This is a genomic window from Planctobacterium marinum, assembly GCF_020687805.1.
Classification (GTDB): domain Bacteria; phylum Pseudomonadota; class Gammaproteobacteria; order Enterobacterales; family Alteromonadaceae; genus Planctobacterium; species Planctobacterium marinum.
The window spans coordinates 374623-398031 of sequence record NZ_JAJEWQ010000002.1; the positions used below are offsets into that span (position 1 = coordinate 374623).

The 23409-nt window shown below is 47.4% G+C and carries 25 protein-coding genes; 14 read left to right on the forward strand and 11 right to left on the reverse strand.

Annotated features, from left to right (window positions below):
- Positions 1-19: 19 nt before the first annotated feature.
- Entirely contained in the window at positions 20-1939 is a 1920-nt protein-coding gene (locus tag LJ740_RS06980) for a hypothetical protein (RefSeq protein ID WP_229528360.1), read from the forward strand.
- A 2-nt stretch (positions 1940-1941) separates the two neighbouring features.
- Positions 1942-2721 (forward strand): glycine-rich domain-containing protein, encoded by a 780-nt coding sequence (locus tag LJ740_RS06985; RefSeq protein WP_229528361.1) that lies wholly within the window; start codon positions 1942-1944, stop codon positions 2719-2721.
- 50 nt (positions 2722-2771) lie between these two features.
- On the opposite strand, the gene LJ740_RS06990 is transcribed toward LJ740_RS06985, so the two are convergent.
- Together LJ740_RS06990 and ispB are read right to left on the reverse strand one after the other, a co-directional pair.
- Positions 2772-3782, reverse strand: coding sequence for a GNAT family N-acetyltransferase (locus LJ740_RS06990; protein ID WP_229528362.1), 1011 nt, complete (start codon positions 3780-3782; stop codon positions 2772-2774).
- A gap of 224 nt (positions 3783-4006) precedes the next feature.
- Entirely contained in the window at positions 4007-4978 is a 972-nt protein-coding gene (gene ispB, locus LJ740_RS06995) for an octaprenyl diphosphate synthase (protein WP_229528363.1), read from the reverse strand.
- A gap of 247 nt (positions 4979-5225) precedes the next feature.
- Here ispB and rplU point away from each other — a divergent pair, with 247 nt between their 5' ends.
- From rplU to cgtA, 3 genes are all read left to right on the forward strand, one after another.
- Positions 5226-5537 carry a 50S ribosomal protein L21 gene (gene rplU, locus LJ740_RS07000; RefSeq protein ID WP_229528364.1) on the forward strand — a complete coding sequence of 104 codons (312 nt, stop codon included), beginning with the start codon at positions 5226-5228 and terminating at the stop codon, positions 5535-5537.
- Between the two features lie 15 nt (positions 5538-5552).
- On the forward strand, positions 5553-5810 hold the full coding sequence (gene rpmA, locus LJ740_RS07005) for a 50S ribosomal protein L27 (RefSeq protein ID WP_229528365.1): 258 nt from the start codon (positions 5553-5555) through the stop codon (positions 5808-5810).
- Between the two features lie 133 nt (positions 5811-5943).
- Positions 5944-7101 carry an Obg family GTPase CgtA gene (gene cgtA / locus LJ740_RS07010; RefSeq protein ID WP_229528366.1) on the forward strand — a complete coding sequence of 386 codons (1158 nt, stop codon included), beginning with the start codon at positions 5944-5946 and terminating at the stop codon, positions 7099-7101.
- Between the two features lie 120 nt (positions 7102-7221).
- On the opposite strand, the gene LJ740_RS07015 is transcribed toward cgtA, so the two are convergent.
- Positions 7222-7764: a helix-turn-helix domain-containing protein gene (locus tag LJ740_RS07015; RefSeq protein ID WP_229528367.1), complete on the reverse strand. Its 543-nt coding sequence runs from the start codon at positions 7762-7764 to the stop codon at positions 7222-7224.
- Between LJ740_RS07015 and LJ740_RS07020 the strand changes: the two genes are divergently transcribed.
- Together LJ740_RS07020 and folA are read left to right on the forward strand one after the other, a co-directional pair.
- On the forward strand, positions 7735-7968 hold the full coding sequence (locus LJ740_RS07020; RefSeq protein ID WP_267498176.1) for a cupin domain-containing protein: 234 nt from the start codon (positions 7735-7737) through the stop codon (positions 7966-7968). The genes LJ740_RS07015 and LJ740_RS07020 overlap by 30 nt on opposite strands.
- 195 nt (positions 7969-8163) lie before the next feature.
- On the forward strand, positions 8164-8655 hold the full coding sequence (gene folA, locus LJ740_RS07025) for a type 3 dihydrofolate reductase (protein WP_229528889.1): 492 nt from the start codon (positions 8164-8166) through the stop codon (positions 8653-8655).
- Between the two features lies 1 nt (position 8656).
- Here folA and LJ740_RS07030 read toward each other — a convergent pair whose 3' ends face one another.
- Genes LJ740_RS07030 through LJ740_RS07055 form a run of 6 tightly spaced genes read right to left on the reverse strand, consistent with a single transcriptional unit; the run spans position 8657 to position 15173 of the window.
- The gene (locus tag LJ740_RS07030) at positions 8657-9466 is read right to left on the reverse strand and encodes a symmetrical bis(5'-nucleosyl)-tetraphosphatase (RefSeq protein WP_229528369.1); all 810 of its coding nucleotides are present in this window, start codon (positions 9464-9466) and stop codon (positions 8657-8659) included.
- A 15-nt stretch (positions 9467-9481) separates the two neighbouring features.
- Positions 9482-9871 carry a Co2+/Mg2+ efflux protein ApaG gene (apaG, locus tag LJ740_RS07035; protein WP_229528370.1) on the reverse strand — a complete coding sequence of 130 codons (390 nt, stop codon included), beginning with the start codon at positions 9869-9871 and terminating at the stop codon, positions 9482-9484.
- 2 nt (positions 9872-9873) lie between these two features.
- Positions 9874-10671 (reverse strand): 16S rRNA (adenine(1518)-N(6)/adenine(1519)-N(6))-dimethyltransferase RsmA, encoded by a 798-nt coding sequence (gene rsmA / locus LJ740_RS07040; protein ID WP_229528371.1) that lies wholly within the window; start codon positions 10669-10671, stop codon positions 9874-9876.
- Positions 10664-11647 carry a 4-hydroxythreonine-4-phosphate dehydrogenase PdxA gene (pdxA, locus tag LJ740_RS07045; protein ID WP_229528372.1) on the reverse strand — a complete coding sequence of 328 codons (984 nt, stop codon included), beginning with the start codon at positions 11645-11647 and terminating at the stop codon, positions 10664-10666. Before pdxA ends, rsmA begins: the two co-directional genes overlap by 8 nt.
- Before the next feature lie 17 nt (positions 11648-11664).
- Positions 11665-12951, reverse strand: coding sequence for a peptidylprolyl isomerase SurA (gene surA, locus LJ740_RS07050; protein WP_229528373.1), 1287 nt, complete (start codon positions 12949-12951; stop codon positions 11665-11667).
- A gap of 8 nt (positions 12952-12959) precedes the next feature.
- Entirely contained in the window at positions 12960-15173 is a 2214-nt protein-coding gene (locus LJ740_RS07055) for an LPS-assembly protein LptD (protein WP_229528374.1), read from the reverse strand.
- Positions 15174-15418: 245 nt separating this feature from the next.
- Between LJ740_RS07055 and LJ740_RS07060 the strand changes: the two genes are divergently transcribed.
- From LJ740_RS07060 to djlA, 3 genes are read left to right on the forward strand one after another with little or no spacing between them, the layout of a single operon-like run.
- A complete protein-coding gene (locus LJ740_RS07060; RefSeq protein WP_229528375.1) occupies positions 15419-16432 on the forward strand; it encodes an aminoglycoside phosphotransferase family protein in 1014 nt (337 codons plus the stop codon).
- Positions 16433-16435: 3 nt separating this feature from the next.
- Entirely contained in the window at positions 16436-17113 is a 678-nt protein-coding gene (murU, locus tag LJ740_RS07065; protein ID WP_377307148.1) for an N-acetylmuramate alpha-1-phosphate uridylyltransferase MurU, read from the forward strand.
- A gap of 2 nt (positions 17114-17115) precedes the next feature.
- Positions 17116-18135: a co-chaperone DjlA gene (gene djlA, locus LJ740_RS07070; protein ID WP_229528891.1), complete on the forward strand. Its 1020-nt coding sequence runs from the start codon at positions 17116-17118 to the stop codon at positions 18133-18135.
- Positions 18136-18200: 65 nt separating this feature from the next.
- On the opposite strand, the gene LJ740_RS07075 is transcribed toward djlA, so the two are convergent.
- Positions 18201-18815, reverse strand: a complete 615-nt coding sequence (locus LJ740_RS07075; RefSeq protein WP_377307146.1) for a peptidylprolyl isomerase — start codon at positions 18813-18815, stop codon at positions 18201-18203.
- A gap of 11 nt (positions 18816-18826) precedes the next feature.
- On the reverse strand, positions 18827-19951 hold the full coding sequence (locus LJ740_RS07080; protein WP_229528376.1) for a methyltransferase: 1125 nt from the start codon (positions 19949-19951) through the stop codon (positions 18827-18829).
- Between the two features lie 44 nt (positions 19952-19995).
- Between LJ740_RS07080 and LJ740_RS07085 the strand changes: the two genes are divergently transcribed.
- The 4 genes from LJ740_RS07085 to LJ740_RS07100 all read left to right on the forward strand — a co-directional run bounded on the left by LJ740_RS07085 (position 19996) and on the right by LJ740_RS07100 (position 23405).
- Entirely contained in the window at positions 19996-20736 is a 741-nt protein-coding gene (locus LJ740_RS07085) for an alpha-ketoglutarate-dependent dioxygenase AlkB family protein (protein WP_229528377.1), read from the forward strand.
- 250 nt (positions 20737-20986) lie between these two features.
- Entirely contained in the window at positions 20987-21310 is a 324-nt protein-coding gene (locus tag LJ740_RS07090; protein WP_229528378.1) for a BolA/IbaG family iron-sulfur metabolism protein, read from the forward strand.
- Positions 21311-21539: 229 nt separating this feature from the next.
- A complete protein-coding gene (locus LJ740_RS07095) occupies positions 21540-22046 on the forward strand; it encodes a TRAP transporter small permease subunit (RefSeq protein ID WP_229528379.1) in 507 nt (168 codons plus the stop codon).
- The gene (locus LJ740_RS07100) at positions 22047-23405 is read left to right on the forward strand and encodes a TRAP transporter large permease (protein ID WP_229528380.1); all 1359 of its coding nucleotides are present in this window, start codon (positions 22047-22049) and stop codon (positions 23403-23405) included.
- Positions 23406-23409: the final 4 nt, after the last annotated feature.

Genomic DNA, 23409 nt, shown 5'->3' on the forward strand with positions numbered 1-23409 from the left:
AATGTTAGAGGAAAATAAAATGGCTGATTTTATCACTATCCCTTCTGTGTTTGATGAAAATGACAGATTGAATTTTGAAAATGAAAATTACCAGGAACTTTATTTGGCGCAGCAGCAGGCGATTGGCAGCATTTATAACGAAGCTGCTATTGCGAAAACAAGTATTACGCCGTCTATTTCAGACAAAGACACAATATTTGGCTTTGAAGCTGAGTTTGCGCAAAGTGTTTATGGTAGAGAAACCGGACAACATTCCAGCGCAGGATTAACTGAGGATGAAAAAAAGACAAAAGCCTCTTTGGAATACTTATTTCATGCTGAGATTGAGAATTCACCATATTTTGTGGATAAAGATGTAATTATTGATGATGCGGTGGGAAGCTGGGACCTGGGCACCGACTATTTTGATGTGTTGGAATTAGGTACCCCGGGATTATCTTACCCGGCTGTGTGGGACACAAATAAAGCTGAATTTCCGACACTAAAGTCGCAGGGTGAACCATGGAAATTAATGCGAGACATTGGCACTATCTGGACTAAAGCTCTGTATATCAGTACATCTGAACGATTTTACAATGCGATCTTTAATCAGCCTGATGTTGACCAGACCAGGCATCATAAAGAGCCCGGTGACAAAACCAAAGACGTCAATATGGTGTTGGCAATGTTACGTGGGCCAACGTCCACTGTGGGGCACGGGAAAAACGTAGATTATGGGTTAATAAGGTCCTGGGGGATTATTGAAAATGGTCGTCCTGACACTATCAAATTAGCGCGCAAAAACTTTACACTGCATCCGGAGGAAATGCCTAACTGTAACTGTCAGCAAACCCCCAATATTTTTAGAAATGATATTCTGAAGGGAGTAATTCAGCGCAATTTTATGAAAAATGGCGTGAACCTGGTGGCACCGCAATACAATGTGACGGTTCCGGCTACCTGTGCGATGCAATTAATAGAACTGGGCGCCGATTTAGATGCTTCGTTTGATTCCAAATATCTGGATGCATTGAATCGTCTGCATTTAGGGTTTCGTAAGTTTTTAACCTCAACGGTGAACCCACAAACACCGGTAGCGGGGTTTGCTGTCACCTTGCTGGCTTATTATCTGACCAATATTTGTGGCCTGCCTAGTCAGATCCGGGGGGACATCCGCACCCAAACTAAATTCGACGCCAGTACGAGTGATAACAGGAAAAAACGTTATTTAGCTAAAATTGCAGAATTTTTAAAAAGTAATAAAGGCTATGAAATGCAAGCCTGGGTATATACTCACAGTTGGATAAAAGATGTGGCTCATACCTGGGTCAAATCTAATGGCGTAACCGCACTGAATAAATTACTGGAATGTTTTGAGGCTACTCAAAAGAAGGAGTTTCTGGATGTGTTTGGCAAAGCGCTGGTGGCCATATCACCGGAAAGTGATAATGATCTCGCCGGACTGAAACAGACCCTGTCAAACGGTGACATTTCTGATCCTTTGCTAACAGTGGCGAAGTTTATGGACTATGAATTTCCGGATCGTAAATTTATCCACTTTGTGCTCAATTCCGAGTTGCTCAATGTGGATAATGCCGATCGCCATTCGTTTTTTGTTAACTACAAACCCGGCGCTTATGACCCGAAAAAGCCGAAACAACCTGCTGAACACTATCTTGCACCACAATATGCAGATTCCGGCTATCAGCAATGTCTATGGGCGATAAACAATGTGGTCAGATGCTTTAAATTTCACCTTTATAATTTGATAAATGATCTTGATAAAATTTCTGAATATAAGGCATATGAGAACATCACCTGGTGCCGTGCAGATACCTATCAGGTTTTTGAAGAGGGATTATACAAAAAAAGCAAAGGCATGTTGGTGACAGAAATCCGGGATCAGGAGTTTCTGGAGGCACTGAACGATGATCTTAATTTAAATTGTCGCGGAGGATAATGATGAAACAGGAGCAAACCCCCGCCATTATCATCAATCAACAATTGATTTTTGACAGCAACTATTTGTGGCAGCCCCCGCCTGAAATAAAATGGTGTCTGGTTACTATTACCGGAGCCGGAGGGGGCGGTGCCGGCGGCGAAAACGCGCTTACCGGTTATTCTGCATCCAGACCCGCACTTGGCGGAGGCAGCGGTGCTGATGGCACTTTTTGTATATTTCGTTTTTATCCCGGACTGCGCATGTCAGCAGAGCCCCTTGCCCTGAGGGCTGGCCTCGGTGGAAACGGGGGCAAACCGGGTGAATTTGGCGGTCAGGGAGCGCAATCCCGTTTTGATAATTTAGTCTTAGTCGAGGGGGGGTGCGGAGGCACATTTTCCGGAGCGTCTGCAACGGGTCGCATTTTATGGAAAAAGTCACAAGTACTTGAAATGATTTCTTACGGGGCGCTAAGTGACGTTACCAATGTCGGTCGTATCTCCATGTTCAATCGCTTTTCCAATGACAGTGGCGCTATGCCAATGGAATTGGATGAACCATTGCAGCACATGACAGAGGTCGTATCCGGTTTGCTGAAAAAACGTGGCAGGGAGGAATTCGAAGCGCAGGAAAACGCACCTGAACATGCTCCGCCGGAAAAAAAAGCGAGATTTGAACCACCTTCTGCCGCTGAGTATCATGCCGGACACTCACAAACGTCAGACTTCATCGGCAATGGACTTTCCGCTGGGGGCTCCGGCGGATGTGGTGCTAATGGCCAAATTATTATTAGTTGGGGTTAGTTCGGTGGGCTTTGGGGAGTCGATGCAACGGCATCGACTCCCTGAAATAACTACACAAGTGGAGCCAGTTGAATCTCTGATCCCAGGGACACCAGCAGCGCTGTAAGATGTGCGTATAATTCCGGTACAGCACAGTCTTTGCCCTGATAATAAAATACTTCGTTATCTTCCGGCAGCACGGCTTTAAATGGGAGTCGCGCAAAGCCTGCCTTTTGTGTGGCTTGCTGAGAAATCCGATTGTGTTTGAATACCTTGGTAAAGCAATCCTGCATGGCAAAATGATCCTTGCCCAATTGCAGTAGCTGCTGCACCGCGGCAGGTCCGTAACCTTGTCCGCGAAAGTCGCTTCCCAACCAATAATAGAAAAAGCCATGTCCATCATGCACGTGCAGGTTTGCGGAGCCGATAAATCCCCATTCCCGATGAATGATGGCAAACAGCTGTTGGTGGGGGTTTTGTTTGCAATAATATAGCCAGTTGATCCAGTGTTCAGCGGACCGGAACACCGGTAAATTGCAGAGACTGGCGATGTCCGGATCGGCATATTGCCAGCAAAAATCACTGACATGATGAAAGTCCATCGGTGTCAGATACAATTGGCTTTTCGACGCTTCAGCGTAGCTTATCCCAGGTATTTGCAATGCTGCCTCTACATAGCCAGCTTGCTGAGCGTGTGTTGAACTTAACGCGGTATCTGAATGTTGTTGTAGCAGGTGCTGTGCCTCTTTCCACCTGCCCAGCTGAATATAGGGGGTCACAAGTTCATGGTTTGCCGGAAAAAGCGACCCTTTTGATTGTATCTGAATGAGTAAAGACCAGTCTCCAAGAAAACGACAGACCGCAATAATCTTATCCATAACCATTTGACTGCAGGTGTTGTTTGTACGCAATAAATTGCGCATCGCCTGCATCCATTGCACGCGTGAACGGGCGCAGATAGTCTCCGGTTGAACACCAGAAAGATGCCGGATTGCCTCAGAATTGCCGGATGATGCGGCTTGCAGGGTGCCTGCCAGTTTGAAGGTGTCGGTGTCCTGGGGATTGAGTTTTAACTGTGCCATTTTGTGTTCCCATGTTGCGCAACAAGGTGTATCAGTTACACCAATTCAACAGGAACTGAGCAATTGTAGTGCCAGTGAGAAATCCAGCACAATGTCTATAAGCGGGGCCGGAGTAACCCGGTTCGTTGGACAGTTTTAACCAACCGGGTTATTACTCTGGTTATTTTTAACCGGATATTGAGTGGGGCTTGATATCTGTAATGTCGATATCAGTGCTGTCGATATCAGGCGTCTCGATTAACGGCAATATCCGCCAGCGCGATCAGGGCCTGTTTATATTCAGAGTCAGGAATGGGGGCCAGTGCTGCCACCGCCTGGTCTCTGGCCTCGATAGCCAGTTTTAGGGTGTAATCCAGGGACCCGGCTGCGCGCATTGCGGCTAAAATGGTGTCGAAATTTTCAGTGCCATCACTGTTTTCAATCGCTGAGCGAATCAGCTGGCTGTTGGCTTCATCGCTGTGCCACATGGCGTGTAACAACGGCAGCGTAGGTTTGCCTTCAGCCAGATCATCACCGGCATTTTTGCCCATGACTTCGCTGTCAGCGGCATAATCGAGAATATCATCCATCAGCTGAAATGCGGTGCCCAGATATTTGCCATAGTCCTGCATAGCGGATTCAATGTCTGTTGCCTGATCCGTAAGTATGGCTGCCAGTTGCGTTGCGGCCTCAAACAGGCGGGCGGTTTTACTGTAGATCACCTGCAGGTAGCGCTCTTCTGTGGTGTCCGGATCGTTACAGTTCATCAACTGCAATACTTCACCTTCGGCAATGACATTAGTGGCATTAGCCAAAATTTCCATCACCCGGAATCGCTCAAGGCTTACCATCATCTGAAATGAGCGGGTATACAAAAAGTCTCCCACTAATACACTGGCCTGGTTGCCGAATACTTCATTCGCTGTTTCGCGGCCGCGACGCATGGTTGATTCATCGACGACATCGTCATGTAGTAATGTCGCGGTGTGAATAAACTCGATAATGGCCGCCAGAGTGTGATGCTGATTGTTCTGAATACCCAGCGCGCGGGCTGCCAGTACACAAAGCATAGGACGCAGACGTTTACCGCCACTATTAACAATATAGAATCCAAGCTGGTTCACCAGAGAGACTTCTGACTGAACTTGTTCCTGAATCAAACGGTTGACGCTCAGCATGTCATTGTCGCTGAGTTGACGGATTTGCTCTATTTCCATTGCTGAAGGGTACAGATAAGCTTTTGAAATTAAAATCGTAAGTGCGCGAATTCTGACAAAAAACTGCCGAGGTATCCAGTTTTTCTGCCTTGTCGGAAGGAAATCCTAAGCTAATCCCGAATTGTACAAAATAAATTCAAATTTAACCTTGATAGTCCCAAATAATTCACATACAATTCGCGCCCTGTTTTTTGAATGAATGCACTGGTTGGTTTCGGGTAAACACAGTGCAAGTGCGGAGTAAGTTATGTACGCGGTTTTCCAAAGTGGTGGTAAACAACACCGTGTGGCTGAGGGCCAAACTGTTCGCCTGGAAAAAATTGAAATAGCTCCAGGTGAAACTGTTACTTTTGACGAAGTAATGATGGTGAGTAATGGAGACGATATTAAAATCGGTACTCCATATGTAGCGGGCGGCAAAGTGACTGCAGAAGTAGTGACTCATGGTCGTGGCGAAAAGGTAAAGATTGTTAAATTCCGTCGCCGTAAGCATTCACGTTCTCAGATGGGCCACCGTCAGTGGTTCACAGAAGTGAAAATTACTGGCATTAGCGCTTAATAGGAGAGACGACAAATGGCACACAAAAAGGCCGGTGGTAGTACTAAGAACGGTCGTGACTCAGAAAGCAAACGCTTAGGTGTTAAGCGTTTTGGTGGTGAGTCAGTTCTGGCTGGTAACATCATTGTTCGTCAACGTGGTACTAGATTCCACGCAGGTGACAACGTTGGTATTGGTAAAGACCACACATTATTCGCTTTATCAGACGGTAAAGTTCAGTTCGACGTTAAAGGTCCTAAGAACCGTAAATACGTGAACATCGTAGCTGCTTAATCGGCGCTTCGAATCGAATTGAAAAACCCCGCACAAGCGGGGTTTTTTTTTGTTACAGTAGGTTCGAATTTGACCGCAGCGTTAGAATAAATTCTGACCTACAATTAGCTTTTTATTAATAGTTAGATTCCTCATGAAATTCGTAGATGAAGTTGAGATCCGTGTAGAAGCGGGAGATGGTGGTAACGGTATCGTTAGTTTCCGTCGCGAAAAATACATTCCTCGTGGTGGTCCCGATGGTGGTGACGGCGGTGATGGCGGCGATGTTTATTTGTTGGCCGACGAAAACCTCAATACATTGATCGACTATCAGTTTGAACGATTTCACCGAGCAGAGCGTGGTCAAAATGGACAGCGCACTGACTGCACCGGTAAACGCGGTTCAGATCTGACTGTCAATGTTCCCATCGGAACCCGTGTCACCGATAAAGACACCGGTGAAGTGTTGGGTGATCTGACCCAGAACGGGCAAAAGCTGATGGTGGCCAAAGGGGGCTTTCACGGATTGGGGAATGCCCGTTTTAAAAGCAGCGTTAACCGGGCGCCACGTCAAAAGTCCAATGGTACGCCGGGCGAGATCCGCAATCTTAAATTAGAATTGTTGCTATTAGCAGATGTTGGCCTGTTGGGTTTACCCAATGCCGGAAAGAGTACTTTCATTCGCAGCGTGTCTGCGGCCAAGCCCAAGGTAGCTGATTATCCCTTTACCACTTTGATCCCCAATCTGGGAGTGGTGCGTCAGGACGCCAGACGTAGCTTTGTTATTGCCGATATTCCCGGACTCATAGAAGGCGCTTCGGACGGTGCGGGATTGGGGATTCGCTTTCTTAAACACCTCGAGCGTTGCCGGGTATTATTGCACCTGATAGATTTGTTGCCGATGGATCAGTCTGATCCGCTGGAAAATGCCAAAACCATTATCGCAGAACTGGAAAAATACAGCCCTAAACTGGCTGAAAAGCCGCGCTGGATTGTGTTTAACAAGATTGATTTGATGTTGCCGGAAGAAGTGGAAGAAGAATGTCAGCGCATTCTGGAAGGTCTTGGCTGGCAAGAAAAACATTTCCAAATCTCTGCATTCCAGAAAATTGGTACCGATACCTTGTGTCACGATGTCATGAACATGCTGGAAACCCTACCGGTGGAAGACTTTAAAGAGGAAGAAGGGCAAACCGACTTTAAATGGGATACCCATGATGAACAGATCATGTCGGAATACGAAGATGACGACGACGATGATGACGACTGGGACGATGACGATTACGACGTCGAAGTGATCTACGAACGCTAAAGCAGACCTTGTTCTGATCTCATTGATAATTTTTAGAACAGAGATTTGAGAACAGGGATTTGAGAACAGAGAGTGACAGGAATCAATTGTTCTGTTCACAAAACCTGGTAACTCTCTGACTTAGTGATTTCGATAGCGGTGCAGATCTTTGCTGGGCGAGGCGCCAAATAGTCGGCTGTATTCACGGCTGAACTGCGACAGGCTGCTGTAACCCACCAGATGGCAGGCACTGCTCACATCTAAATGTCGGGTAATCATATAGTTGCGGGCTTCCTGCAAACGAAAATTCTTCTGAAACTGCAGCGGGCTCATTGCGGTAATACTTTTAAAATGGCTGTGAAAAGAAGACAGGCTCATACCTGCCATTTTAGCCAGATCTTCCACTTTTAGGGGACAGGCAAAGTTGTCTTTTATCCATGCGATAGCACGGGAAATCTTGTGTGCGTTGGAATCTGTCAATCCGATTTGCGCAATTTCAGGTCCGGCCGGGCTGCGTAATAGCCTTATCAGAATTTCATCCACTACCAAAGGTACCAGCAAATCTGCATCTTCCTGATGGATAATTAACTCAAGTATTCTGATTGCCGACTTAACGATACTGGGATTGCTGTCACCCAAATAGATTACGCGTGTTTGTGCATTTTTAGCCAGACCATTAGGCAATACCTAATCGTTACCCAGGGCGAAGGTTGGGTGCAGGAATGGAATGGTGAAAAGCAGCTGATAAAAGCCGGTGATGTTGTATGGACTCCGCCACATGTCAAGCATTGGCACGGCGCCACCGAATCAAAAAGCATGAGCCACTATGCGATTCAAAATGCCATACAGGGCGAAACCGTTCACTGGCTGGAGAAAGTCAGCGAATAGCCATAAGGGCCTGAGTTTGCAGGAAAAAGCGCAGGCCTTAAAACTCGGAAAAGAAATCGCTATCACTTAGACTTTTGCCGTTGGTTCAGTACAATACCGTCACCTGAAGTTCGACAATGTCGGACTTTGTTTTTTCAGGCAAGCTATTACCGAATCGGGTAATTATTGCTGAAGTGACCTACGAGCATGAATTCTATGAAAATTTCCATGATTGCAGCAATGGCCCATAACCGGGTAATTGGTGCGGATAATCAGATGCCCTGGCATCTCCCTGCCGACCTGAAGCACTTTAAGGCTGTGACCTTAGGCAAACCCGTGATCATGGGACGTAAAACTTTTGAGTCCATCGGCAGACCTTTACCCGGACGGCTCAATATAGTGATCAGCCGTTCAGGCTTTGCGGCGGAGGGCGTTACTGTGGTGAGCACACCACAGCTGGCTCTGGAAGCTGCCGACGCCGCTGAGGAGGTGATGATTATCGGTGGTGGGGTTATCTATGATTTGTTCTTAGAGCAGGCTGACTGCTTATATTTGACCTTTATTGATCTTGACGTTGCAGGCGACACGCAATTCCCTGATTATCAGCAGGTGGCAACCTGGTGTGAAGTTGAGAAACAAAGCCATTCACCAGACAATAAAAACCCCTATAACTATCAATTCGTTACACTGCAAAGACACAGGGATTAAATTACAGTGTGCGGGATTTGACGGACAGAGTTTCCAGGGTGGACAGGTTCATCAGCGTGAGTTTTCCACCCCAGATATAACCCGTATCCAGAGCATGTACCCGTTTATTCGGACAATAACCGTCCAGCGCTGCCCAATGACCGAACAGCAAATGATCATCATGTTTCAGTCGCGGGTGTTCAAACCAGGGGAAAATACCCTCAGGCGCGTCCTGTGGCCCGGTTTTGAGGTTCAGGTTTAGCACGGCGTTTTGGTCCACAAACCGCATTCGCGTAAAAGCATCAATGACAAACTTGTGTCTGGCGAGGCCAGTTAAACTGTCGTTCCAACGCACTTCTTCATTGCCGTACATGTATTCCAGCAATTTCAGCCACTGCGGGCTGTTCAAATAGTGACAGGTTGCCTGTGCCAGTTTAAAGGCTTTGCGTTCAGACCATAAAGGATACAGACCAGCATGGCTGAGAAAAAATCCCGGTGCCGGCGACGCGGCCAATGGCTTATTGCGTAACCAGTTCACAATGCGGTTTTTATGGCTGCTTTGCAGGATGGCGCCAAATCCTTCTTTATCGCGATTTTCCCTGATACCCTGACTGACCGCCAGAAAGTGCAGGTCGTGATTACCCAATACGGTGTTGAAGCTGTCCCCTAGTGACATTAAAAACTCGATGGTTTCCAGTGCCTGGGGGCCTCGTCCAATCAGGTCTCCCACCGCCCATAAAGTATCTCTTTCGGGTTTAAATTTGGCTTTTAGTAACAGCTTTTTAAGACCGGAATAGCAAGCCTGAATGTCGCCTACCACGTATACAGCCATGCCTGTACCTCGAGATTAATTCAGTGTATTGGGAACGCTCAGTGTGAAAACATCGATAGGCGCTTTAAACAGCTGGCTGTCGCCACAGCTAAACTCATAGTGGCCCTGCATGAAGCCAATGGGAGTGTCCAGAATGGCGCCGGATTTATAGGCGAATTTCTCTCCCGGTTGTATCACCGGGGTTTGGCCTACCACACCTGGGCCAGCCACCTCCGATTGTTTGCCGTCGCCATCGGTTATCAACCAATAACGATTTAACAGTTGCACCGGCACAGTGGCACCATTGGTGATGGTGATGTGATAGGAGAAGGCGTATTTTTTTTGCTCTTTACTGATTTGTTCCGGTAACCAGGCGGTTTCCACCTCGATGTTTATCAAATCTGCAATGTCGCTGTCCTTATCCATAGCTATTCCTGCGTAGGTAATGTGTTTGCCAGGTTGGCAAAGTCCTGTAGAGACAAGGTTTCTGCTCTGGCAGCGGGGTTGATGCCTACCGCTTCTATTTCTGCCTCTGACAACAACTCTTTAAGGCCATTGCGTATGGTTTTGCGCCGCTGATTAAACGCGACGGCACACACCTGGTCCAGCGCTTTTTTACTCTTAACGGCTACCGGAGGCGCAGCATGTGGAATTAATCTGACCACCGCTGAATCTACTTTGGGTGGTGGCTGAAAAGCGTGTGGAGGGACTTCCAGTACCGGGATCACCTGGCAATAATATTGTGCCATGACTGATAACCGGCCATAGTTTTTGTGTCCCGGATAAGCCGCCAGACGATTCACAACCTCTTTTTGCAGCATAAAGTGCATATCGCTCACCATACCGGTGAATTCGAACAGGTGGAACATCAGGGGCGTAGAGATGTTGTAGGGCAGGTTGCCGAAAATGCGCAAGGGTTTGTCTTGCGCCAGTTGTGCAAAATCGTAGCTCAGTGCATCGGTTTCGATTATGGTGAGCTTATCGCGAATAAAGGGGTGTGAACGCAGGCGTTTGGCCAGATCCCGGTCCAGCTCCACCACCGTGAGTTTGTCTACCTGAGCGCAAACCGGTTCGGTGAGTGCGCCCAGACCTGGTCCAATTTCCACTAAATTGTCGCCTACGCGAGGTCCGATGGCGCTGACGATGTCAGCAATCACTTGCTCATCGTGTAAAAAGTTCTGACCAAAACGTTTTCGGGCTACATGGCCTAAATGGGCTTTACTCATTAATATTTGTCGCCAGTTTTATTGCTTTGTGGATAGCAACTTTAAAGCTGCCATTGTCGATGTTGCCGGTTCCGGCTAAATCCAGGGCGGTGCCGTGATCTACCGAGGTTCTGACAATTGGTAAGCCTAGCGTAACATTGACCGATGCACCAAATCCTTTGTATTTCAGCACAGGCAGGCCCTGGTCGTGGTACATGGACAAGACTACATCGGCTTCTTTCAGGTATTTTTCCTGAAAAATGGTATCGGCAGGCAGAGGGCCAATTAAATTGATGCCCCGCGCCCTTAAAATATCCAGAGTGGGGTTGATCACCAGTTGTTCTTCTTTGCCAATATGGCCATTTTCACCGGCGTGCGGATTGAGTCCGCAGACATAGATTTTGGGCTGCGGAATTTTAAATTTAGTGATCAGATCGTGGTGCAAAATACTGATCACTTTGTCCAGTCGCTCCGGCGTAATGGCTTTGCTGACATAGGCCAGCGGTATATGGGTGGTTACCAGTGCAACGCGTAAGCCCGGTGTGGAAAGTAACATCACCACGTCAGAGGTATTACTTTGCTGGGCAAAAAATTCAGTATGTCCGGAGAAGGATATCCCGGCCTTATTAATAATACTTTTATTCACCGGGCCGGTAACGACGGCGTCAAATTCACCGCGCAGATTGGCTTCACCAGCCTGACGGAGGGTTTCAACCACGTAGTGACCGTTTTCTTCATTGAGCTGGCCCACTTCTACAGTGGCCGCAGCTTTGATGGGGACAATAAACAACTGCCCGGGGGCCAGAATGCGATCATCCTGCTGCTGATATTCAACCAATGTCAGGGGCAGCCCAAGGCGGGCTGCCCGTTGCTGCATCATATCGGGGTCCGCAAAGGCCACCAGTTGCACATCCCATTCGAGCTGTGCCATCTGTATCACCAGATCTGGTCCTATTCCGGCGGGTTCACCGGGTGTGATAGCCAGTTTTAATGGCATGTTTGTCTCCGAAAGAATTATTCCAGTACTTCGATATAAGCCTGATCACGCATCTCTCTAACCCAGGCTTCTCTTTCTTCACCAAATTTGCGCTGGAATAACAATTGATAAGCTTTTTCCTGTTTCAATTTGTCGGTTACGTCACCGACGCGTTTACCGATCAATTGTACTAAATGCCAACCGTGTGATGATCTGAAAGGGTCTGAAAGTTCGTCAGGTTGATTCAGATTGGCAAGGGCATTCTTAAAGGCTGGCACATAAATGGACGGATCGTTCCAGCCCAGTTCACCACCGCGAGCAGCACTACCTGGATCTTTTGAATGTTCCCGGGCCAGTTCGGCAAAATCGGCGTCACCGGCAAGCACTTGTGCCTTAAAGTCTTTGAGCATTTGCTCGGCGCGTTCTTCACTTAAAATAACCGAAGGCTGAATCAAAATGTGGCGGGCGTTAACTTCTTCAATTTCGGCCACTTCTTTACCGCGAATATCAATAATTTTGAGAATGTGAAAACCTGCACCACTTCTGATTGGCCCAATTAATTCATCTTTGCTGGCGTCGCCAACCACTTCAGCAAACAACGTCGGCATGGTGTTAACATTCATCCAGCCTAAATCACCGCCTTCCAGGGCTCTTGGGCCGGACGAGGCGGTAGTGGCAATTTTGGCAAAATCGGCATCGTCTTTTTGTAAGAGCTCCATCACCTTTTCAGAACGAGATTTGGCGTCGTCGATATCATCCTGTGAAGCACCTGAGGGAAAGCCCACCAAAATGTGGCCCATGCGATATTCCACTTCGTTGGCACCCTGTTCGTCAATCAGGCGTACCATGTTGGTAATTTCCTGCGGCGTAATATAAACCCGGCGGCGCACATTGGCGCGGGTTACTTCACCGGTGATCAGTTCTTTGCGAATGCGCTCCCGGTATTGCTCCCAATTCATGCCTTCTGATTCAACTTTGTCGCGTAGCTGCTCTGCAGACATGCCCTCAGCAGAAGCAAAGTTTTTGATAGTGTCTTCCAGTTGTGGATCGCTGACCTGCATCCCCATTCGCTGTGCCATTTGCATTTGCAGCGCTTCGGTGATCAATCGCTCAATCGCCTGGGTGCGCAAAACTCTGTCGTTGGGCAGGTTTTGTCCGTTGCGCAGGGCATTGGATTTAACCGTGGCAATTAGCTCCTCAATTTCACTTTCCAGTACCACGGTTTGATCAACGATAACCGCGACACTGTCTAATTCTTGTTGCTGAGCGCTCACTAACTGCGCACACGATAGTAATAATATTGAAAAGATGATTTTAAGTTTCATAACTAGTTTTAATGACCTATTACATAAGGTTGCTGGTAACCATATAAACCATCGTTTAACAATGATCTCTGGCTACTGCCCTGACCCATTCCTTTGAAAGCGAATTTTAAACCTATACCTGAATCATATTCGTCCAGGCTCTGATTTCCAAGGGCATCGAAGCGATTCGTAAGATGCCTTTCCCATACAATTTGTAACGACCAGCAACAGGAGTCATACTGGAAACCGGTATAACTTTCTGTGCTTCTGTTCAGATCTAAATCCCGATAGTAGCGGCCCACCCATTGCCAATTTTCAGCAATCGACCAACTGGCTGTAACCCCCGCCTGGCTGATTTCAACGCCGGATAAATCCCTGACATAGCGATGCCCAACCTGAATCAAATTGTTGTTATCAAAACGATACTCCAGTGAGACACTGCTTCTTTCAACTCGTTCATTTTGTGAGGAAACTTGTGCATCCAGTGAGGCTGTCCAGCGTGACGTGATGTTCCAGTCAAGCTCGGTGGCCAGTGCGGAACGGTTGCTGTTTTGACGTTCAGATTCAAGTACCCGGTTGTCACTTAAATAAAAGATTTGGCCGAGACTAAATTTCAGGTGTTCTCTGCCTGCGTCATCAATTAGTCGGGTGGTTACACCCAGCGTTATCTGATTTTTATCACTGATGCGGTCCAGTCCGGTAAACTCCTGACCGCGGAACAAGCCATCAAAGTCATTCAACAAACGCGTAGTATCGTAAAGTCCGATGTTGTCCTGGTTTTTGTAACTGGTGTAAAGATATTGGGCTTTGGGCTCAAGGGTTTGGGTGAGGTTTTTGCCAAACCACTGGGTGTCTCGTTCGAATGCCATAGTGCCGTAGAGCCGCACCTGTCCCAGGGTACGACTGACATTTTTATCCAGGTTGGTATCTTCGGTATTTTTCTGACGATAGCTGGTGTGCAGTATGCTGGTTTCAGCTAAAAACTCCGCCCAGGGCGTATACCAGGGCAGTGATAATTTGGGGGCGATGTGTAACCTGGCGGCCTTGGGCAAGCCCCCTTCGCGGTTATCGAACAGGGCTAGCTCAGAGTGCACGTCTAAATTGAGGTACTCTCCCTGCCAGATGTCGTAATCCAGTTTGATCTCCGGTAGTGCGCGATAGGTACTGGGGTGATCACCAATAACTTCGAAATCTCTGAAGCTGGCATTAATATCCAGGTTATGGCTGTCATACGCCAATGACACAGTTTTGAACAGGTGTGTATCCGCCCGGTTATAAAAGTCAGAACCCAGGTCGACGATATAGTTATCGTCGCTTAACTGATTCCATTCGGCATTGATAAACCAGTTTTCGGTTATTTCTCCCTGGTGGGTAAGGCGATAGAAATAGCGGGAATCGTTATCCGGCGTATCGGTATCTTTGGCCATGAATTCCAGGTGAACCGCGCCGGTGTGTTGCTCGGTTAAGTAGCGGAATTCGTTTTTTAACTGGAATCCCCGATCGGTCATCACCCGGGGCGTAATGGTGGCGTCGTAATTCGGTGCGATATTCCAGTAAATTGGTTGTTGATACGACAAACCAAAGGTATCGGAGCTGTTAATTTTGGGTAACAGCAAACCGCTTTGGCGCTGCGTGGTTACCGGAAAAGAAAAGTAAGGTAAATAAAACACCGGTACATCTTTGATGTAAAAACGCGCATGTTTTACGGTTCCCCATAGCTCATTGGGTTTGAGTTCAATTTCACTGGCGACAATTTTCCAGTCTTCCATGTCTTCCGGACAGGTGCTGAAACTAACGTCTTGTAACGCAATTCCCTGAGTTTGATTGAGCTGGATTTTTTGCGCGGCACCACGGCCCTGAAATTGCAACATGCGATAACCGGTACTGTTCATTTCCATTTTGTTGGAATCGAGATCCAGTAACAGATCCTCGCTTTGTACCTGCATTTGCCTGTCCTGAAATTGAATATCACCGGAAGCAGTCAGTTTTCGGGTATTTTTGTCAATTCGGGCGTTTTGCGCTTTGATTTGGGCTTTTTGACTGGCAATTTCTACATTGCCACTGAAGTCAGCTAACTGGTCCTGAATCATGGATACAGAATTGGCTTTTACCACAATTTCACCCTTAGCCGCCAAAGCTTGCTTATCAATGGATGGCACCGGCACCAGACATTGTTCGTCTGCCAGTGACATACTGCTGAACACGACAGCAAACGGGAGAAAGTAATGTTGCTTGATTTGCATAAAAAAAGGTATTGTGATGCCTTAATTGACCAGAAACAGTGAGAATCACGGCTGAATTCTAAAGGTTTCGTTGTTTTTTACCAGCGTATCGTTAAAAAAATACTAAATAGCGTTCAGATTTGGCTCACACACTACGTTGAACCTGATAAACTGACAACCATAAAAACAAAAAAGTTAACGTTCAGCAAATTAACTTTTCCCAAGAGAATTTGCCCGACTTACTTGCGCTACAAAAAGAGTTCCTCATGGCCATTATTGAAAAAGATGCCCAACAAGCCAGAGCGGCAGCCCTGTTAGCCTGGATAAACTCGGAGACCCGTTTCCAAACCCAGGCTCTGGACATGGTTTCCGGGGATGCCAGTTTCCGTCGTTACTTCCGTTTTACCTGGCAACAACAGGCTTACATTGCTGTTGATGCCCCACCTGACAAAGAAAACAATCCGGCGTTTTATCACATTGCCCGACGCTATTTAGCGGCAGGTGTGCAGGTGCCAAATATTGAAGCGGTAGACCTGACTCAGGGTTTTTGGGTACTTCAGGATTTCGGCAATAAATTGCTGTCTGATTTTTTTACACAGGACAATATTGAATCCCTGTACCAGTCCGCACTGGCCGTGTTACCGGCGATACACAAGGTCACCGACACCGAAGTGGGGGCCTTACCGCCGTTCGATGATACTTTGCTGGACAATGAATTTTATCTGTTTAATCACTGGCTGTTACAGGTGCATCTGGACCTGCCGTTAACGGCCAGCCAGAAAAGCGTTATCCAACAGGCACAGGACGCTATCAGAACGGTGTTTAAATCCCAGCCACAGGTCGGGGTGCATCGCGATTACCACTCGCGCAATTTAATGATTTTAGATAATGACGCAGTGGGGATCATCGATTTTCAGGATGCGGTAGTCGGGCCGGTTACTTATGATGCTGTGTCCTTATTGCGGGACTGTTATGTAGTGTGGCCGGAGTCCATGGTAGACAGGCTGCTGGCGCAGTGGCAGGCAGAATATTATCCCCAGTTTGATGCTGAGACGTTTCGTCTGTGGTTTGATTTTGTTGGTATGCAACGACATATCAAAGCCAGCGGAATTTTTTGTCGTTTGTGTCACCGCGATGGCAAGCAAGGCTATCTAGCAGATGTACCCAGAACTCTGCAATACATCGTTACTTTTGGCGAACGCTATCCGCAGACTCAGGAGTTTGCGGCTTTGCTTCGCGAGGTGATCATTCCCGCCGTACAGGCGAAAAAAGCGGCCTGAACAGTGAATATTGAAAGTGTCATGATTCTGGCTGCAGGTCGAGGGGAGCGTATGCGTCCTTTGACTGATATCTTGCCTAAACCCTTACTGCCGCTCAATGGTAAGCCACTGATGCAATATCATCTGGAGAAGCTGCAAAACACCGGGATCAAGCGAGTGATTATCAATCACGCCTGGTTGGGTCATAAAATTGAAGCGGCATTTGGGGATGGCAGGCAATTTGGCTTTGATATTCACTACAGTGCTGAAACCGAAGCATTGGAAACCGCTGGTGGCATTGTTAAGGCATTGCCTCTGCTGGGGGATGCTCCGTTTTTGGTGGTCAATGGTGATGTCTATGCGGATGTCGACTTTGCACCCTTGCTGCATTCGCCGTTGCAGGCATTGGCCAAATTGCTGCTGGTGACGAATCCTGAACATCATCCTGAGGGCGATTTTTCCCTGGTAGACGGGAAGCTGCGGGAAAAACAACCCCAGTTAAACAGTTTCACTTTCTCCGGTATTGCGCTGTATCACCCCGACTTTTTTGCCGGACTGCGTCCCGAAAAAATGCGCCTGGCACCGCTAATTCGCAAACACATTGCTACCGGTCAGGTGCAGGGCGAATGGCACAGGGGTAAGTGGTGTGATGTAGGAACACCTGAAAGACTGGCGCAATTAGAAGAGGAACTGCAAGCGTGAATATCTGGGGAAAAGTATTAGGGACGCTGTTTGGCGCCATGTTCGCCAAAATCCCGGGGGCAATCCTCGGTTTTATCGTCGGCCATATGTTCGACCGGGGATACAGTCAGGACTTTAATCAGATGGGCGGTTTTGGTCGCTTTTTTGTGGATAAGGACTCGGTCAAAAATCAGGCTGTTTTCTTTCATGCCTTGTTTTCTGTTCTGGGCCATGTGGCAAAGGCTGATGGTCGGGTTACTGAAGCTGAAATCCAGGTTGCCACCCAATTGATGAATGATATGAATCTCACCGGTGACACCCGCAAAGAAGCACAGCAGGCGTTTCGCGAGGGCAAGGCGGCCGATTTTCCGGTTAAAGATATCCTGAAAGAATTTTACGAGTCATGTTATGGCCGCCGGGATATTTTGCAAATCTATCTGGAAATTTTGATTCAGGCCGCTTACGCCGATGGCCGCATGGATGCCAAAGAGCAAAAAATCCTGCTGGAAGTAGCACAAACCCTGAAGTTCCAGAAACAAGAATTGCTGTATTTGATTTCTGCGTTTGAAGCGGAACTGCGTTTTCGCCAGGCCAGTCAGCAACAGCAAGCCTGGCAACAGGAGCAGGCTGCCAAAGGACCCGGCTGGCGCCCGCGTAGTAAGGCTGAGCAGAAACGCTCCAGAGACGAGCGGGCAGATGAGAGCGACGGCAGTCTTGATGAAGAAGCCTATTACCGGCGTCAACGAGAGCAATATTCGCGCAAACATTATCAGCAGCGGGATGGGACCTATCAGGGTGGTCAACAATCCCGGCAAACCTACTCACAGGCCGATCGACTGAATGATGCTTATAGGATATTAGGGGTAAACGCCAATACCGATCCTAAAGCGATTAAAAAGTCCTACCGGAAACTCATGAACGAACATCACCCTGATAAGCTGGTGTCTAAAGGCTTGCCGCCTCAGGCGTTGGACATTGCCAAGCAAAAAGCCCAGGATATTCAGGCGGCTTATGAGCTGGTGAAAAAAGAAAAGGGGCTGTAATGGATGATGATTACCAAAAGGTGTAATCATGGTCTACCAGCCCTTATTTGAGTTTCGCAGTAAGCTTATTGCGGGTTAATAACGGGTTCCGGTAGCAGGGTGATTTTCTTTAGCATCACGTTTTCTACAGGTACATCTCGCCAACCCAGTTCAACATTGTAGGCAGTTTCCAGCTGTGACAATTGGTCCACCACTTCTGCACCTTCCAGAACCAAACCGAATACCGCATAACCCCAGTTGCGGCCCGGATTCAGGTAATCATTGTCTGCAACATTAAAAAAGAACTGCCGGCGGGCACTGTGAGGATCATCTTCACGCGCCATGGCGACGGTATAAATATCATTTTTTAGGCCATTACCAGACTCATTAAAAATCTTACCGAATGAAGGCAATTCATTGAATTCTTTATCGTAGCCTCCGCCTTGCACCACAAAACCCGGGACAATACGGTGGAATACGGTGTTGTCGTAACTGCCTTTTTCCACATAACGCAAAAAGTTGTTCACGGTAATCGGTGCGCGACGACGATCGAGTTCTACCACCATATCGCCATAGTCGGTTTCAACTTTGACACGGGGATACAGGTTGTTGGGTTGGATATGGGAACCGTCCTTGGCGGCCTGGGATGCACAAGGAATGAGCATAAAAGCCATGAAAAAAACGGTAATTAAAAAACGCATGAAGACTCCTGTTAACGTTTAGTGCTGCTTAAAATAACGAATTTGCGATTACTTGCAACCACTTTACAACCGCCGAAAAGGCGCTTTAATTTTTCGTGGTAACCCAGATGTCGGTTCCCCACAATGCGCAGTTCACCGCCTTTTCGCAGGGCATGTTGGGCATCGCTGAACATTTGCCAGGCAATGTGGTCCGTGATGGTATTTTGTTGATGGAAAGGCGGATTGCAAACAATCAGATCCAATGCCGGTACTGCGGCCTGCTCCAGGCAGTTAGAATGAAAAAACGTCACCGGGATATCTGGCGCATTGTGCCTGAGGGTCAGGGAAGCGGACGCTATTGCACTGGCTGATTCATCCACACAATAGAGGTGATTTGGCTTGTGCCTGGCAATGGCCGCAGACAAAACACCGTTTCCACAACCTAAATCCAGTACGTTTTTATCCCGACAATCTGGCAGGTGGTCCATCATAAAGCGGGCACCGATATCTAATGAGGCGCCAGAAAAGACATTGGCCTGGTTGTAAATTGTTAATTGGGGGGATTCTGTGTCCCAACAGACAGGATATTTGGACTGGCTTTGTCGTTGTTTATTTACCTGGCTAAAGATAAGCCGGGACTTTTTTACGGCCAGTGAGGTATGCGTGCTGCCCAGGTGTTTTTCATACAGGGCCAGGGTACTTTTTTGAATTTGATTCGCTTTTCCGGCAGTGATAACTGTGGCTCCGTCGGGAAGCACTTGCCGCAACCGGATCAGCTGCTCCACCAGAAAACCATTGTTTTTCGGGAGTTTGATAATGGCAATATTTGCAGTGTCGGGTAACTGGCCCAGGCTATTGGTGATATCAAACGGCAGTGCTATGTCAGTGTTGCGTTGCCAGTTTTGCTGCAAGGCCAGTTGCGCAACTTTGGAATCCGAGTACCAGCTGGTAACAGCATCGCCTAATACACAGGCCAGTGCGCCAAAATCGTCATTTAATACCAGTATTGAACGGCTGCTGAGTAATTGCTGTTCCTGCAGATAGTTTATCAGATATTCATCGGCAGAATCCCACGCCTGCAAGCTGGTGTGTTGTTTTTCCGGGGGATATCGGTAAAGCTGCCAGGTGTTATCCTGTATACTGAGTTCTGTTTTCATCAGGTTTTCTTAATTATTGCCGGTCGGGACGCTATGCTGTTGCTATGAAACAATTTGACTTACTCACCAACCTGCCCGGTAGGCAGGCATCGTCAGGGCAGTCTATCACAAATCCTGGCCACGCCACCCGCAAACCTCCAACAGGCTCCTCGAAACGTGCTTTGTTACCGGGCATTGATGGGTTTTTTGATGGGACGCTTCGCTATGTGCCCGATTTTGTGGCGGAGCGGGATAGCGCGAAGTTGTTTGCTGCTTTGCGGACTTCCCTGCAATGGCAGTCAGACACAATAAAAGTTTATGGCAAATGGCATGTGATACCGAGATTACAGGCCTTGTATGGTTTACCTGATGCCGGCTATCAATATTCCGGAAAGTACATGGCGCCGTTGCCGCTCACGGAAGAATTGGCGCACTTAAGCGCCTTGTGTAGTCGTTTTGCCGGAGTCGAGTTTAATAGTGTGCTGGCTAATCTCTACCGCGATGGACAGGATTGTATGGGCTTTCACAGTGATGATGAGCCTGAACTGGGGCACAATCCGGTGATAGCGTCACTGACTTTGGGCGCGACCCGTCGATTTGATCTGATCCACAAAAAGCAGGCTGTTAAGCTGCAACTGGACCTGCCATCAGGCAGTTTACTGGTTATGCAGGGAACCACTCAGCAGCATTGGCAACACGGTATTGCCCGAATAAAGCGACCCGTTGCAGAGCGAATTAACCTGACCTTCAGGCGCATCAAAGGCAAGAGAACATCGGTTATAGAATCTGATAAAATCCAAAAATAAAAATATAAGTTTGGCACTCAATCAGTTATCAAAAAGCAAGCGCTTTTTCTGCTTATTTCAGTATTTAAAATTAAAAACACAGGCTAAATTTAGTTAAGTGTTTTGTGTTTTTCAGTGTAAGTCGGCATCGGATTTACATCCTAAAAGTACAAAGCACGCATTTGAGGTAGGCAATGTTCTGGCTCCTCTACAAAGGCAAATAAGCTCTTATCTGTGTTAGCGTCAGATTTGATTATGGAGGCATTCACAAGTGAACATTCAAAATTCGATTGAAGATAAGTTAACGGCCCATTTTGAGCCCGCTTTTCTGGAGGTCATCAACGAGAGTTCTAATCACAATGTACCTATTGGGTCGGAAACACACTTTAAGGTGGTACTGGTAACACCGCGTTTCCAGGGGCAGCGTTTGTTGCATCGTCACAAAGATGTTAACCGCGTGCTCAAAGATGAAATAGAAAACCACATTCATGCCCTTGCACTGCATACATACACTGCTCAGGAATGGGAGCGCTTGTATGGAGACGCACCGGATTCTCCTGCCTGTCTCGGTGGCTCAGGTCGCAAAGCTTCCTGAACCCGGTACAGAGCGAAGTGTTAAAAAGACGTCATTGTGACGTCTTTTTTGCTATATAGCCGGACAAAAATCGCGCAGCCAGGGAATTTACAAGAGTTTAACATTCCCATTTTTGCGAAATTTTGATAAAAAGCTCTTCTATCAATCATTTAGAACCTGTTGGACGTTGCATTAAAAACACAGGTTCTGAGATTAAACACATCGTCTCAATCAAAATCTTTGGAATTTCATGTCGCAAAAACTTAGTCAACTTATTGATGTTGTTCATGAAAAGCTTTGCTTTATGGTTAGTTTGTTCACCCTGCTGATGACGGCATTGACCTTTCTTATTGTGGTGTTGCGCTATGGATTTGACATGGGGTGGGTCGCCATGCAGGAGTCAGTGATGTATTTGCATGCTGCAATATTTATGTTGGGTGCGGCACATACGCTAAAACTGGATGAGCATGTGCGGGTTGATGTGTTTTATCGCAATTTTTGTCCCAGGAAAAAAGCCCGGGTAAACTTCTGGGGAGGCCTGGTATTTTTACTGCCGCTCACCAGTTTTATCTTTTTCATGAGCTGGGATTATGTGGCCAAGTCATGGTCATTGATGGAGGCCTCGCAGGCCGCCGGTGGTTTACCGACCTTGTTCCTGTTGAAAACCTTTATCCTGTTATTTGCGGCCACCTTGTTTTTACAGGGAATTTCTGAAATTGCAAAGAATGCCCAACTGGCTTTTTCAGGAGATCAGTAAATGGAAATCATGGCGCTATTGTTGTTTGTTTGTGTCTGTGGTGCGTTATTACTGGGTTATCCGGTGGCATTTACCCTGGCGGGCACCTCGTTGCTTTTTGCCGGTTTGGGCATAGTTACCAGCACCTTCGAAACCTCCTATCTCAATGCGTTGCCCAGCCGGTTGTTTGGCATTATTAACAATCAAACCTTGTTAGCGGTGCCATTGTTTGTGCTGATGGGGATTGTGCTGGAAAAATCCAAAGTAGCAGAAGATCTGCTAAACGCTATGGCAAAGTTATTCGGTAATTTTCAGTCTGGTCTGGTGTTATCGGTAATTTTAGTGGGGATGCTGTTAGCTGCAAGTACCGGCATAGTTGGTGCAACTGTGGTAACCATGGGGCTGTTATCGCTACCGGCGATGCTCAATAAAGGTTATCCGCAATCACTGGCCTGCGGCAGCATTTGTGCTACCGGCACATTGGGGCAAATCATTCCTCCGTCTATTGCACTGGTGTTGTTAGGCGATGTGCTCTCCGGGGCTTATCAACAGGCTCAGTTAAATATGGGGAATTTTTCGCCTGACTCTGTGTCCGTCGGTGATTTGTTTGTGGGCGCTATTGTCCCTGGATTAATGTTGGTGGCCCTGTATGCGTTGTATGTTTTGATCGTGACGCCAATCGTCACGAAAAACAAAGACAGTGCCAGCGAGGACACCTTTCAGGGCAGTGTTTTTGGCGCCTTATTCCCACCTTTGATGTTAATTATTCTGGTGTTAGGATCGATTCTGGCTGGCTTTGCGACACCCACCGAGGCCGCAGGTGTTGGGGCTACCGGCGCAATTTTGTTAGCGTTTGCGCAACAGAAAATGGACTGGAGTCGTCTCAAAGCCGCGGCCATGGATACCACCAAAGTTACCGCCATGATCTTTATGATCCTCATTGGCGCTTCCATATTTTCACTGATATTTCGGGGCTTTGGTGGCGAAGAAATGATTCACGGTTTTTTCGAAAGACTGCCGGGCGGGGAGTTTGGCGCTGTCCTGATGGTAATGGTGATCATCTTTTTCCTCGGCTTTATTCTGGATTTTATTGAAATAACCTTTGTTGTCGTACCTTTAGTGGCGCCTGTTTTGTTTATGATGGGCGTTGATCCCGTGTGGTTGGGGATCATGATTGCCGTGAATTTACAAACGTCATTCTTAACGCCACCGTTTGGGTTTGCGTTATTTTATTTACGTGGCGTGGCACCACCACAGGTGCAAACGGTTGAAATCTATAAAGGTGTTGCCCCATTTGTGGTAATACAATTGGGCCTATTGATCATGATGGCCATCTGGCCTGAATTGATTACCTGGCTCCCAGAGAAAATATACGGATAGGAAA